Origin of the sequence: Streptomyces sp. NPDC102467, from assembly GCF_044765445.1 — a bacterium.
Lineage (GTDB): Bacteria > Actinomycetota > Actinomycetes > Streptomycetales > Streptomycetaceae > Streptomyces.
This window is the reverse complement of sequence record NZ_JBIWKA010000012.1, coordinates 96,139-108,735: the sequence shown is the minus strand read 5'-3', so window position 1 is coordinate 108,735 and position 12,597 is coordinate 96,139. Positions and strand designations below refer to the sequence as shown.

The window sequence follows — 12,597 nt, the reverse complement described above, 5'->3', positions numbered from 1 at the left end:
TGGGGTGGGGGCGCTCACTTGCCGGAGATGGGGAAGAAGAAGCCGGCGAGCATCGCGCCGATGATGGCGCCGCCGGTCAGCGGCTTCTTCCACTTGTAGAAGAGGGCCGCGCCGATGGTGGAGCCGAGGCCCACGGGCAGCGAAGCGGTGGCGGCGGAGATGATGACGAGCGGGCCCAGATAGCGGCCGGCCGAGTTGCCCGCGCCCATCATCACGTCGGCGCCGAACGTCGAGGTGCCACCTGTGGAGTTCACGGTGGCGCGGCGGATGACGACGATCGTGATGCCGATGAGCCCGCCGATCAGGGCGCCCACGGGAAGCGCGAGCCAGAAGTGCTGGAGCGGCGCGGTGAAGCCCGCGCCGAGGAACATGGCGGGGATGCCGATGCCGACGCCGGTCTGCAGGGAGCCGCCGATGTCGAGGATGCCGACCATCGGGCCCTCGATGATGCGGGCGAACAGGAATCCGGCGCCGAATGCCGCGGCGGCACCGTAACTGCCGTTCTCCATACCGGCCTTGAGCATGGAGGCGACGGCGACGTCGCTGAACACGCCGGTGTGGTAGACGTAATAGAGGTGTGTACCGGTGAAGATGCCGGCGGCCAGGCAGGCCACGAAAAGGGGGAAGGCCCACTCCGCGAGCCAGAAGCTGCCCTCGCCCGGCACCTTGCTGAGGAAGCCGCCCTTGGCCGGCTGTGTGCCGGAGTTCTGCTCGGGTACGCCACCCGCCGCGGCGGGCGCTGTCGTTGATGAGTCGGTCATGTCGGGGCCTGCCTCACTGGGGCTTGGTGCCGGTCGCGTCGTGGAACTGCAGGAGCCAGTGCGGGATGTCGACCTTCATCTGTGTGAGCAGGGTGAGGTCGGAGCCGCGCAGGATCGCGCTGGCCGCGAAGAGCACGATCACCACGCCGGCCAGGGCCTTGGTGACCTTGGTCCAGCCCAGGTCGTCGACGCCCTTGGCGATGACGATGCCGAGCACGATGCCGGGCACCGCGTTGCCCATCACGAGGTGGCCGAGGCCGCCGAGGACGGTGCCCCAGGCTCCGGCGCGGCGGCCCGCGTCGACGGCGGCCATCCAGAAGATGATCGGCATGACGGGGTTGATCAGCCACTCCGACGCCGGTCCGAGCACCTTGGCCGCGACGTCCTGGAGGGAGTGCGGGATCGAGGCGGCGGTCGTGTTGAGGAGGGTGACCAGGACCATGCCGACGACGGTGCCGGTTATCGCCATCCGCCGCGGGTTGTGCAGCGTCGCGTCGAGGTTGCGATTCTTGATCATCGCAACCGACGCCGCCCAGTGCGGCACGATGCGGTGATCCACGTCGGAGGTCAGGGCGCCGGTGCCGACCGCGCTCGACCAGGCGTTGAAGAGGAAGCCGAGGCCGAAGGAGAAGTGGGCGACGGGGTCGTTCTGGCAGGCGTTGAGTTCGCCGAGGGTGCGGAAGGCGCCCATGCCCTGGACCTTCGGCGCGTGGAACATCCGGGCCACGCCCGCGCTCGCGCCGAAGCCGATCAGGCCGCCGATGACCAGGGATTCCAGCAGGACGGTGAGTGTGTCGTTCATCGGGTCACCTCATGTGCAGCGCGTGCTGGAGCGGTGAGAGCCGCTCCTCGCGCAGTGCGAAGTCGAGGGTGTCCAGGTCGAGTGAGGCCACCTGCACGTCGATGCGCAGCGTGATCTCGAAGCGCCGGCGGGTGCGGGGGAAGAGCAGGCCGAGGAACCGTTCGGTCCAGCGGTGTTCCACCGCGGAGACGACCTCGAGGTCCAGGGGTTCGACGCGGAACGAGACGCCGTCGGTGCGCTTGCCGACGGCGGACTGCACCTGGCCGATGGCCGTGGCGAACGCCTTCTCCTTGGTGGGTCCCGACCCGGTGAGCCGCAGGGTGTGCCGGGTCTGGTTCACGAGGCCTCCTTGCCCAGCTTCTTGAGCAGCGCCTGGGTGACCTTGAAGCCGAGCTCCTCGCTGTCGAGGAAGCCGAAGCCGAGGACGGTGCGGCCCTGTTCGACGGCGGTCACGCCGGCCTGTGCGGAGCGCATGCCGAACTCGATGTCGTGCCCGTACTTGGCCTTGGCGGTGACCGCTCCGGCGCCGCCGCTGCCGCAGAAGGAGATGCCGAGGTCCGCGCCTTCGGCGGCCATCACGTCGCCCACCTTCATGTCGGCGCCGGGGCCGGGGATGAGGACGGGCTCGCCGCCCGCGGCGCGGATGCCGTCGGCGACCGCCTGGCCCTTGCCGAGCCGGTGTCCGATCACGATCTTGACTGTCATGGCGGTGCTCCCTGAGGGGTCGGTCATGCCTGCGCGGTGGGCTGGTGCTGGTGCTGGAGCTGTGCCGCCGCCTCGAAGTGCAGGGCGAGCAGCAGGACTTCGGTGTCCCGGGCGGGGAAGTCGCGCGGGGTGCAGTAGGTGTCGATGAGCGAGCGGACGGCGGCCATCCGGCCGGGGGCCACTTCGGCGGCGAGCTGGTCGTCGAGCGCGTCGAGGTGCTCGGCGGTACGGACCCGGCGGACGAAGGCGAGCGCGTGCACGGCGAGGGCGAGGGAACGCGTCTCGTCGAAGGCGATGCCGCACGTCTCGGCGTAGACCTGGGCGAGCGGGAGGAACGCCGTCAGGTCCGTCCGGTCCTCGTCGGTGACGGGGCGGGAGGTGTCCTCGACGGCCGTCGCGAGCCGCTCGATCAGGGGGCTGGTCATGCACGGGCCTTTCGGTGGTTCGGTTCGGTGGGGCGTGGTGCGTGCGTTACGGGGCCTGGAGGGTTCGCGGGGTTCCGGCGCGTACGACGGCGACCTCCTGGAGCCGGCTGGTGCCGGTGCGGGTGGCGCCGTCGGCGTCGGTCAGCGTCGTGGTCTCCTCGGTGTGGCGCAGCAGCGTCAGATCGGCCGCCGACCCGGGCCGCAAGGTGCCCAACTCCCCGTCCATGCCCAGGACTTGGGCGGCGTGCAGGGTCGAGCAGCGGATCACCTGCTGCGGGGTGAGACCCAGCGCGAGCAGTTTGGTGAGGGTGGTGACCAGGGAGTGCACGGGGCCGTCGACGTTGCGATTGTGCAGATCGGTGCTGATGGTGTGCGGGGTGAAGCCGGCGGCGAGTGCCCGCTCGGCGGTGGCGAAGCTGAGGCTGGCACTGCCGTGGCCGACGTCGAGGCGGACACCGCGCGCGACGGCGGCGCGTGCCTGCCGCTCGCTGCCGAACAGGCCGCCGGGTTTGCCGTGGAAGGCGTGCGTGACGACGTCGCCCTCCCCCAGCAGGTCGAGTACGTCGCCGAGGTGCGGGGGTTCGTTGCCGACATGGACCATCACGGGCACGCCCACCCGGGCCGCCACCCGCTTCGCGGCCTTCAGGGGTGCGAGGCCGCTGTCGCCGAGCACCGAGGCACTCATCCGTATTTTGATGCCGCGGGCTCGTCCGGAGTGCGCGCGCAGCACCTTCTCCGTGGCCGCCTCGTCGATGTCGTCCGGGCCGTGCGAGAGCTCCTGGCGTCCGTGCACGAGCCCGTGCCTGGAGATGTTGAGCCAGCTCAGTACGCGGGTGGTGGCCGGTCCGACAACGTTTTCCGTGAAGTCGTCCCAGGCGTCGCTGCCACAGCTGCCCGCGTCGACCACGGTGGTGACGCCCTGGTCGACGCCGATCGCGTCCACGGGGACGCCGAGGTCGGTGCCGGGCGCGTAGACGTGGGTGTGCAGATCGATGAGGCCCGGCGCGACGAGGAGTCCGGTGGCGTCCAGGCGCTCCGCTCCGGCGAGGGAGCCCGGGGCGCCGACCGCCGCGATCCGGCCGTCGACGACGGCGATATCTCCCGGTACGGGCTCCGGCCGCAGTGGATCGGCCAACAGCCCGCCCGTGACCACGAGATCGAATCGTTGCGGGCCCACGGAGGAAGATCCGCGCACAGCCATGGACGGCCGCCTTTCACGAGCATGAGAGTGGTGTCTGTGAAGCCGCCGGTGCGACGACCGGCCGGTTTCGCACCACGAAGAGAACCGGAGAAGCTGAGAATCCCGAGCGCGTTCCGTAGCGTAGAATGGTGTTCCGCCGTACGGACCGATTGGCAACATAGCCCGCTTCTCCTCGGAGGGTCAATGGAACCGAGCAAGCCCGCGAATTCCGTCGTCAAGGCGCTACGGGTGCTGCACGCGGTGGCCCGCGCCGACGGGCCGCACCGGCTGGGCGACATCGCGGAGCGCTCAGGCGTCTCCAAGGCCTCCACCCACCGGGTTCTGGCCACCTTGGTCGAGGAGGGGTACGCCGCACCCGACGGCGAGGGCCGCTACGGATGCGGCGTCCAGCTGCGCGCACTGGCCGCACAGGTGCTCGCCGACGACGCGGTCGGCATCGACGCCGTGCTGCGCGCCCTGCAGCAGCGGCTCGGGCAGGCCGTCCACCTGGCCGTGCTCAGCGGCGACCACGCGACGTACACGCACAAGGTCGACCCGGGCCACGCGTACCGCATCGCCACCGACGTCGGCACGCCCCTCCCCCTGCACGCCACGGCTTCGGGCAAGGCCCTCCTTGCCCACCTGCCACCCGGCGAAGTGGCCGACATCCTGGGCCGCACGGGGCTCCCGGCGCGCACGCCCCGCACCCACACCGACCCCGCCGCCCTGGCCGACGAGCTGGCGAACATCCGCGAGGCGGGGTACGCCACGGACTACGAAGAGGCGGACGAGTCCATCTGCTCGCTCGCCGCGCCGGTGCTCGACGCCGACGGCACCGCGGTCGGCGCCGTATCGGTCTCGTCCCTCACCTTCCTCGTCGCGGAAGGGCAGTTGGCCGCGTTCGCACCGGCGGTCAAGCAGGCGGCGCAGGACGTTTCCCGCAGGTTGTGACTGAGGGCCCTTGGCAAAAAAGGGATGCGGCCCCTCCCGAGAGAGGCCGCATCCCGCGGTACCGCGCGCTCCACCCTCAGAGGATGTGGATGCGCTCCAGTTCGCCGTCCGCGCCACGGATCATCAGCTCGTGCCCCTTGGCCCGCTCGCGCTCGACGAACCCCAGGAGGAGCACAGCGCGGTTGATGACGTCCGCCTTGCTCACGCTCCCGCTCTCGGCCAGCTCATTGACCGCGAAGACGGCCGGGGGCGCCAGCGTGACCGAAAGGCGTTCGCTGGGCGGGTGTTCCGGATGTCCTGCCATGAATGTGGCCTCCAGTTCTGCGCGTCCGTCCGACCGAGTGAACCACAGGCGCATCGGATACGCACCACATATGCACCACTCTGCCGGTGATGGCGATGCGGCCGGAGGAGGTCATCCATCATCCGTCGTCCGCCGCACCCGGCAGCCGGGTATCACCGTCGGACCAGTGGTTGATCCAGCCGCAAGCACCGCACGCGTAACGGCCGTTGACCCCGGCGACGACCGTGCCGCACCCTCCGCACTGCTTCTCCGTGACCTGCTGACCGGCCAGGAACTCCGCCGCGGCCGCCGCTGTCTCCACGTTCTGATCATGCGAGTTCATGGCCCGCGCCTACCCACTGGAGCGCTGAGTCAACAACCACTACCGCCGAGTAGGATCCCGCGTGTCCTGTTCCGCCCGGTACCAGCGTCGTCGGGAGCCCCCGTGTCACCCATCTCCTCGTCTCCCCGCATCCAAGTCGGTTCAGTCGTAGAGGACTTCACCCTGCCCGACGAGACGGGCACCCCCACGTCCCTGTCCTCGCTGCTCGGCGAGGGCCCCGTGGTGGTGTTCTTCTACCCGGCCGCGATGACACCGGGCTGCACCGCCGAGGCCTGCCACTTCCGGGACCTGGCCGCCGAGTTCGCGGCGGTCGGCGCCCGGCCCGTGGGCATCAGCTCGGACGCCGTGGAGCGGCAGCGGGAGTTCGCCGGGCAGCACACGCTCGGGTTTCCGCTGCTCTCCGATCCCGAGGGCGCGGTGCGCGGGCAGTTCGGGGTGGCCCGTGGGTTCGGCCCCCTGCCGACCAAGCGGGCCACCTTCGTCATCGGGACCGACCGTCGCGTCCTCTCCGTCGTGCGCAGCGAATTCCGGATGAGCGCGCACGCGGACCGGGCGCTGGCGGCACTGCGCGCGGCCGACGCCCGGTGAGCGCCTCTCAGCGCCGGCTGCGGACCAGCAGATAGACGAAGTACGGCGTTCCGATGAGTGCCGTCATCAGTCCGGCGCCGAGCTGGGCCGGCGCGATGACGGTCCGGCCCAGCAGGTCGGAAGCGCACACGAGCGTCGCCCCGAGCAGCATCGCGACGGGGACGACCCGCACGTGCCGGCGGCCCACCAGGGCGCGGGCCGCGTGCGGCGCGACGAGCCCGACGAAGCCGATCGTGCCGGCGGCGGCCACCGCCGTGGCGCTGAGCAGGACGCTCAGCACGAGGAAGCCGAGCCGGCCGCGCCCGAGGTCCAGGCCGAGCAGGCGCGGGGTGTCCTCGTCGAGGGAGACCAGGTCGAGTTCCCGGCGCCGGGCGACCGTCACGACGGTGGCGATCACGAGCACGGCGGCGACGGGCAGGATGTCGGGGAAGGTGCGCCCGTACGTCGAACCCGACAGCCAGATCAGCGCCTTGGTGGCGCTGAACCGGTCGGTAAGCACGATCACCAGGCTGATCAGCGCGGTCGTGCCGGTGGCGACGCCGATGCCGATCAGGACGAGCCGGCTCTGCTGGAAGCCGCCCTTCGCGGCGAGCCCGAACACGAGCGCGGAGCTGACGAAGGCGCCCACGAGCGCCACGCCCGCGATGCCCCATGACCCGGTACCGGGCGCGGACGTGACGAGCAGGACGGCGCCGAGCGCGGCTCCGCCCGAGACACCGAGGACGCCGGGTTCCGCCAGCGGGTTGCGGGTCACGGACTGCACGAGTGTGCCGGAGAGGGCGAGCGCGGCGCCCGCGCACAGGGCCGCGAGGACGCGGGGCACGCGGGTGTCGAGTACGAAGCTGACGGCCTGGCCGGCCTGCCCGCTCGCCCAGTTGACCACGTCGCCGAGGAGCAGGGTGCTGTCGCCGACGAGAACGGCGGCGACGGTCGCGCCGACCAGGACGGCCGCGAGGACGATCACGGTGACGGTGAACACGGCCCGGCTCGGGATGCGCAGCTTGTCCTGCGCCGCGGCGGTGTCGCCGTCGCGCATCCGCACGGCCATGACGACGAGGAAGACGGCACCGACGACGCTGGTGACGACGCCTGTGGGCACGGTCACCGCCGTCTCGGCCGAGGTCACCGTACGCAGCAGGACATCGGCACCGAGCACGAGAGCCGCGCCGACCAGCCCCGCGACGGGGATCCGGATGCGGTGGCGTACGAGCGAGCGGACGCGGCGCGCGAGCGGCCGGACGAGGGCCGGCGCGCACAGTCCTACGAAGCCGATGGGTCCCGCGAGCGTCACCGCCGCCGCGGACAGCAGCGAGGCGAGGACGACGGCGGTGATCCGGGTGCCGCGGACCGGGACGCCCAGGCCGCTCGCCGCCTCGTCCCCCAGGGCCAGTGCGTCGACCCGGCGGGACAGGAGCACGAGCCCGACGAGGGCGGCCAGTACGACGGGGCCCATGCGGACGACCCCGTCGAAGCCGTTCTGGCTGATGCTGCCCTGCGCCCACTGGTAGAGCCCGTCGGTGGCTTCCGGGAACAGGAGCAGCAGCGCCTCGGTGATGGCGTTGAGGCCGAGGGTGAGGGCGCTGCCTGCGAGGACGAGGCGGACGGAGCCTGCGCCGCGTCCGGCGAGGGTGAGGACGATCGCGGCCGCGGCGAGCGCGCCGACGAACGCCACCGACGAGGACGCGAGCAGCGGCAGGCTGACGCCGCTGACGGTGAGCACGCCGAGGGCGAGGTACGAACCGGCGTTGACAGCGAGGGTGTCCGGCGCGGCGAGCACGTTGCGGCTGACCGCTTGCAGCACGGCGCCGGCCGCGCCGAGCGCGACGCCGACGAGAATCCCGGCGGCCATGCGGGGCAGTCGGGAGGCGACGACCACGGAGGCGTCGCCCTGTTCGGCCCGGCCTATGAGGGCCTTCCACACCTGGCTCGCGCCGACGGAGGCGGTGCCCTGGGTGATGTCGACGACGGCGAGGACGACGACGAGAAGGATGAGCCCGACCGTCACCGCGGCCGCGCCCGAGGGGGACGAGGCCGTGCGCTCGGACGTGGCGGCGGGGGTGGCGGTGACGGTCATGGCCTACTTCGTGAGAGTGCTGACGACAGCGTCGATGTACTGCTCCATCGACTTCGGTCCACCGAACATCCAGATGCCGTCGGGGAGCCGGTCCACGTCACCGGACTCGACGAACGGCAGCGACTTCCAGACGGAGTTTCCTGCGAGATCCTTGGTGAAGACGTCGGTCTCGGACTTGTTGGCGATGTAGACGAACCGCACGTCGTCGCCGAGCCCGGTGAGCCCCTCCACGTCGGTGGTGGCGAGGCCGTAGGCCTTGTCGCCCTTGAGCTTCCAGGCGTTCTTCAGGCCGAGGGCCTCGTTGACGGTGCCGATCTGGGAACCGCTGGTGTAGCCGCGTACGGACACCTGGTTGGAGGCGGAGTACCCGTCGGCGGAGGCGATCCTCGAGCCGTCGGCTCCGGCCTTCTTCAGGGCCGCCCGGCCTTCGGTGACCTTGGCCTCGTAGGACGCCTTGACGGTCTTGGCCGCGCTCTCCTTGCCGGTGGCCTGCGCGATGACGTCGAGCGTCTTGTTCATCTGCCCGATCTGGTCGGCGCCGTTGGCGGCCTTGACCTGGACGACGGGGGCGATCTTCTTCATCTGCTTGATCGCGGACGCCGACAGGTCGGTCGTGGCGACGATGAGGTCGGGGGTGAGCCCGGCGATCGTGTCCATGCTGGGCTCGCCGCGGGTGCCTATGTCCTTGGGCGAGTTCGTCAGCGGGGCAGCGGTGTCCCACGCCTTGTAGCCCTTGACGTCGGCGACACCGACGGGGTCGACGCCGAGTGTGACCAGGGACTCGACGACGTTCCACTCGGTGCCGACGACCTTGGTGGCCGCGCGGTCCAGGGTGACCTTGGCGCCGTTGGCGTCGGTGACGGTGATCTGCCGGGACTTGTCGGCGGTGGCGTCCTTGGCGGGCTCGGACGTGCCGCAGCCGGTCAGGACGAGAGCGGCGGCGGTGCCGGCGGCCGCGGCGAGGAGGAGGCTTCTCATGACGTGCTGTGGAGCCTTTCGCTTCTGCTGTGGTGGCGGCCTATCGCGCGTGTGCGCAGTCGGCCGGTGAGGGGGTCTGTGTCGACGTCGATGCGGATGCCGTACGTCTCGGAGAGGCGCTCCGGGAGCAGGACGTCCTCGGGCGGTCCGTCGGCGATGATGCGCCCGGCGCTGAGCAGGGCGATGCGGTCGGCGACGGCCGCGGCCTGGTCGAGGTCGTGCAGGACGACGCCGACCGCGATGCCGTCGTCGTCCGCGAGGTCGCGCATGAGATCGAGGAGTTCGACCTGGTAGCGCAGGTCGAGGTACGTGGTGGGCTCGTCGAGCAGGAGCACGCCGGTCTGCTGGGCGAGGCAGCCCGCGAGCCACACCCGCTGCAACTGGCCGCCGGAGAGCTGGTCGACACCGCGGTCGGCGAGTTCGGCCACGCCGGTCATGACGAGCACGCGGTCCACGACCGCGGCGCAGTCGGGGTCCGTACGGCCCCAGCGGCCGCGGTACGGATAGCGCCCGAACTCCACGACGTCGCGGACGGTGAGCCCGCCAGGCGTGGGGCGGCCTTGGGTCAACAGAGCGACACGGCGTGCGAATTGACGGGCCGTCAGGTCGAAACCGTCGGCGACGTCGGCCGTTCCGGGGTCGAGGGTCAGGGTGCCCGTACGGGCACCCTGCAGCCGCGCGATCGTGCGCAGCAAGGTCGACTTGCCGCTGCCGTTGGGGCCGACGAGGGCGGTCACTTCGCCGGGCCTGAGGGCGAGGGCCGCGTCGTGCACGACGTCGACGCCGTCGTACGACACGGTCACTTGCGCGGCCGACAGCTCGTGACCGCGCGGACGTGGGGCGCTGCCAGCGCGTTCACCAGTTCTCACGGCGTGAAGGTTAGCCTAACCTTATCTGGCGCGGAACCATCCCCCTTGGGCTTGAACCCGCCCCGTCGTCCACCGAACTCCGAAGCCTTGCCTCAGAGGCATCTGATTCACCCGTAAATCAACATTCTGTTTATGCTCGGGGTCCTGCCCAGCCCTGCCCGGAGCATCGATGACCCCGCCCCCGTCCACCGCCGCCGAACGACCGCACCCCCTGCACGTCCTGCGGGCCACCGTCTTCGCGATCGGCGCCCTCCTCCTGCTGGTCGGCGTCGGCGTCCTGCTGCGGCAACCGCTGCTGATCCCTCCGCTGGCGGCCAGTGCGGCCCTGGTGCACGGCGCGCCCGGGCTGCCGATCTCCCAGCCGCGCAACCTCGTCGGCGGTCAACTGATATCCGCCGCCCTCGGGTTCGCGACGCTCGCGGTGACCGGGAGCAACGGCTGGGGGGCCGCTGTCGCAGCGGGCCTCTCCCTGGGCGCCATGATGCTGACCCACCTCTCGCACTCCCCCGCCGCGGCGACCGCCGCGATCGTGGTGCTGCAGGCCCCGCACCCGGTCCCGTTCCTGCCCCTGCTGGCACTCGCGACCGTGCTGCTGGTGCTGATCGGCCTGCTGCCGGGCCGAGTCGGCGGCCACCCGGTGCGGTATCCGGTCTCCTGGTGAGCGCCCGCACGACTGCGCCGGAGCTCCCTGTGCTGCTACGGTTTTTCGGACCTTCCGCGTTGAGTTGAGGAGACAGAACATGGCGGGCGACGACGACATCTCCGGGTGACACCCGGACCTGACAGGCCATCGGCCGGTGCCACGGAGCACCGCCGTCATGGCCCTCACAGTCGTCCCCTTTTCCTGTTCTGCCTGTTCCGGGCGGCCCGCCGGGCCCGCCCGCCTCTCACCCGAGGTCTCTGACGATGCCCGAACCTGCCCTGCTCGCCCACGATCTCGTCCGGACCCTGGGCGCCCGACGCGTCCTCGACGGCGTCTCCCTCACCGCCTCCCCCGGCCATCGCATCGGACTGATCGGCGAGAACGGTGTCGGCAAGTCGACTCTGCTGCGACTCCTCGCCGGGGTGGACACACCCGACGCGGGCACCGTCGAACGCCCCCGTGACCTCGGCTTCCTCCACCAGGAGATGCCCTACGACGCCGCGCAGACCCTCGCCGACGTCCTGACCGACGCGCTCCGCGAGGCCCGCGCCGATCTCGCGGAGCTCGAACGCCTCGGCGCTCTCCTCGCCCGGACCGCCGAGGACCGTCCCGACTACGCGGAGCTGCTCGACTCGTACGGGCAGCGGCTCGAACGTGCGCAGGCGCGCGAAGTCTGGGACGCCGACCGGCGCGCCGCGATGGTCCTGGCCGGGCTGGGACTCGACGGGATCTCGCGCACCCGGACCCTGCGGTCCCTCTCGGGCGGGCAGCGGGGCCGGCTTGCACTGGTGGCGCTCCTCGTGCGGCGCCCCTCGGCACTGCTCCTGGACGAGCCCACCAACCACCTCGACGACAGCGCCGCCCTCTTCCTCGAGGAGCAGCTGCGCGCGCTGCCGGGCGCCGTGGTGCTGGCCAGTCACGACCGGGCCTTCCTCGACGCCGTCTGCACGGACCTGATCGATCTCGATCCGGCCCTGGACGGTCCCGTGCGATTCGGCGGGAACTACAGCTCCTACCTGGCGCAGCAACGAGCCGGGCGCGTGCGCTGGGAGCGGCGGTACGCCGAGGAGCAGCAGGAACTGGAGGAGTTGCGGACCTCGGCCCGGGTGACCGCACACCGCGTCGCCCCCGACCGGGGGCCGCGCGACAGCGAGAAGATGGGGTACGGCCTGCGGGCGGGGCGGGTGCAGAGCCAGATCGCCCGCCGGGTGCGCAACGCCGCGCGACGCCTCGACGAGCTGGAGCGCCGGCAGGTCGCCGAGCCGCCGCGTCCGCTGCGGTTCCGGCCGGTCGCACTCGGCGCGCCGCCGCAGGATGCGCAGGATGCCTCCGACACTTCGCACGCTTCGGACGCCGACGACGCACTTGTCGTCTTGCGCGACGTGCGCGTGCCGGGCCGTCTGGATCTGGCCCGGCTCGACGTGTCGCCCACCGACCGGCTCCTGGTCACCGGGGCCAACGGCAGCGGCAAGTCGACGCTGCTGGCCGTCCTCGCCGGCCGGCTGCCTGCAGAGGGCGAGGTGCGTCGACGCGCGGGCGTCACGGTCGGGCTGCTCGCCCAGGACTCGGAGTTCGCGCACCCGGAGCGGACCGCACGGGACACGTACACGCGGGCGCTCGGCCTGGAACGGGCCGACGCCGTGCCGCTGCGCTCCCTCGGCCTGTTGCGGGAGAGCGATCTGGGCAAACCGGTGGGCCATCTCTCCGTGGGACAGCGGCGGCGGCTCGCGCTCGCCCTGCTCGTGGCGAGCCCGCCCGAGCTGCTGCTCCTCGACGAGCCGACGAACCATTTGTCCCCGCGTCTGTGCGACGAGTTGGAGGACGCCCTGGGCTCGGGCCCCGGCGCGATCGTCGTCGCCAGCCACGACCGGTGGCTGCGCGGGCGCTGGCAGGGACGTGCCCTCCGGCTGGAGACGGGCGGGCGCTGACCGGAGAGGTCCGGCACCGGTGGGGCGCGGTGCGCCACCGCGCCCCACCGGTGCCGTTCGCGCCAAT

14 protein-coding genes and 2 pseudogenes are annotated in these 12,597 nt (G+C 71.6%); 4 read left to right on the top strand and 12 right to left on the bottom strand.

Annotated features, from left to right (window positions below; translation table 11 throughout):
* Positions 1-14: 14 nt before the first annotated feature.
* From ACIREE_RS25355 to ACIREE_RS25330, 6 genes are read right to left on the bottom strand one after another with little or no spacing between them, the layout of a single operon-like run.
* A complete protein-coding gene (locus ACIREE_RS25355) occupies positions 15-761 on the bottom strand; it encodes a DUF4310 family protein (RefSeq protein WP_404156369.1) in 747 nt (248 codons plus the stop codon).
* A gap of 13 nt (positions 762-774) precedes the next feature.
* Positions 775-1,563, bottom strand: coding sequence for a DUF4311 domain-containing protein (locus ACIREE_RS25350; protein ID WP_404156366.1), 789 nt, complete (start codon positions 1,561-1,563; stop codon positions 775-777).
* 4 nt (positions 1,564-1,567) lie between these two features.
* The gene (locus ACIREE_RS25345; protein ID WP_404156363.1) at positions 1,568-1,903 is read right to left on the bottom strand and encodes a DUF4312 family protein; all 336 of its coding nucleotides are present in this window, start codon (positions 1,901-1,903) and stop codon (positions 1,568-1,570) included.
* On the bottom strand, positions 1,900-2,268 hold the full coding sequence (locus tag ACIREE_RS25340; RefSeq protein WP_404156360.1) for an SFCGS family glycine-rich protein: 369 nt from the start codon (positions 2,266-2,268) through the stop codon (positions 1,900-1,902). The genes ACIREE_RS25345 and ACIREE_RS25340 overlap by 4 nt, the downstream gene beginning before the upstream one ends.
* Positions 2,269-2,291: 23 nt before the next feature.
* Positions 2,292-2,693 carry a hypothetical protein gene (locus ACIREE_RS25335; RefSeq protein WP_404156357.1) on the bottom strand — a complete coding sequence of 134 codons (402 nt, stop codon included), beginning with the start codon at positions 2,691-2,693 and terminating at the stop codon, positions 2,292-2,294.
* A 46-nt stretch (positions 2,694-2,739) separates the two neighbouring features.
* On the bottom strand, positions 2,740-3,894 hold the full coding sequence (locus tag ACIREE_RS25330; protein WP_404156354.1) for an amidohydrolase/deacetylase family metallohydrolase: 1,155 nt from the start codon (positions 3,892-3,894) through the stop codon (positions 2,740-2,742).
* Positions 3,895-4,077: 183 nt separating this feature from the next.
* On the opposite strand from ACIREE_RS25330, the gene ACIREE_RS25325 reads away from it, so the two are divergent.
* The gene (locus ACIREE_RS25325; protein WP_404156351.1) at positions 4,078-4,824 is read left to right on the top strand and encodes an IclR family transcriptional regulator; all 747 of its coding nucleotides are present in this window, start codon (positions 4,078-4,080) and stop codon (positions 4,822-4,824) included.
* 76 nt (positions 4,825-4,900) lie between these two features.
* On the opposite strand, the gene ACIREE_RS25320 is transcribed toward ACIREE_RS25325, so the two are convergent.
* Positions 4,901-5,128: a hypothetical protein gene (locus ACIREE_RS25320; protein WP_404156348.1), complete on the bottom strand. Its 228-nt coding sequence runs from the start codon at positions 5,126-5,128 to the stop codon at positions 4,901-4,903.
* Positions 5,129-5,246: 118 nt separating this feature from the next.
* Positions 5,247-5,450 carry a hypothetical protein gene (locus ACIREE_RS25315; protein ID WP_404156346.1) on the bottom strand — a complete coding sequence of 68 codons (204 nt, stop codon included), beginning with the start codon at positions 5,448-5,450 and terminating at the stop codon, positions 5,247-5,249.
* Positions 5,451-5,561: 111 nt separating this feature from the next.
* On the opposite strand from ACIREE_RS25315, the gene ACIREE_RS25310 reads away from it, so the two are divergent.
* Positions 5,562-6,038 (top strand): peroxiredoxin, encoded by a 477-nt coding sequence (locus tag ACIREE_RS25310; RefSeq protein ID WP_404156931.1) that lies wholly within the window; start codon positions 5,562-5,564, stop codon positions 6,036-6,038.
* A gap of 7 nt (positions 6,039-6,045) precedes the next feature.
* On the opposite strand, the gene ACIREE_RS25305 is transcribed toward ACIREE_RS25310, so the two are convergent.
* The 4 genes and pseudogenes from ACIREE_RS25305 to ACIREE_RS25290 all read right to left on the bottom strand — a co-directional run.
* Positions 6,046-8,112, bottom strand: a complete 2,067-nt coding sequence (locus ACIREE_RS25305; RefSeq protein ID WP_404156343.1) for an iron ABC transporter permease — start codon at positions 8,110-8,112, stop codon at positions 6,046-6,048.
* 3 nt (positions 8,113-8,115) lie between these two features.
* Complete coding sequence (locus ACIREE_RS25300; protein WP_404156340.1) at positions 8,116-9,090, bottom strand: ABC transporter substrate-binding protein; 975 nt, start codon at positions 9,088-9,090, stop codon at positions 8,116-8,118.
* A gap of 146 nt (positions 9,091-9,236) precedes the next feature.
* Positions 9,237-9,320 (bottom strand): annotated as a pseudogene (gene fecE / locus ACIREE_RS25295) (Fe(3+) dicitrate ABC transporter ATP-binding protein FecE); the annotation flags it as partial.
* Positions 9,321-9,410: 90 nt separating this feature from the next.
* Positions 9,411-9,863 (bottom strand): annotated as a pseudogene (locus ACIREE_RS25290) (ABC transporter ATP-binding protein); the annotation flags it as partial.
* A gap of 265 nt (positions 9,864-10,128) precedes the next feature.
* Here ACIREE_RS25290 and ACIREE_RS25285 point away from each other — a divergent pair.
* On the top strand, positions 10,129-10,620 hold the full coding sequence (locus ACIREE_RS25285; RefSeq protein ID WP_404156337.1) for an HPP family protein: 492 nt from the start codon (positions 10,129-10,131) through the stop codon (positions 10,618-10,620).
* Positions 10,621-10,865: 245 nt separating this feature from the next.
* Complete coding sequence (locus ACIREE_RS25280; protein WP_404156334.1) at positions 10,866-12,530, top strand: ABC-F family ATP-binding cassette domain-containing protein; 1,665 nt, start codon at positions 10,866-10,868, stop codon at positions 12,528-12,530.
* Positions 12,531-12,597 lie beyond the last annotated feature (67 nt).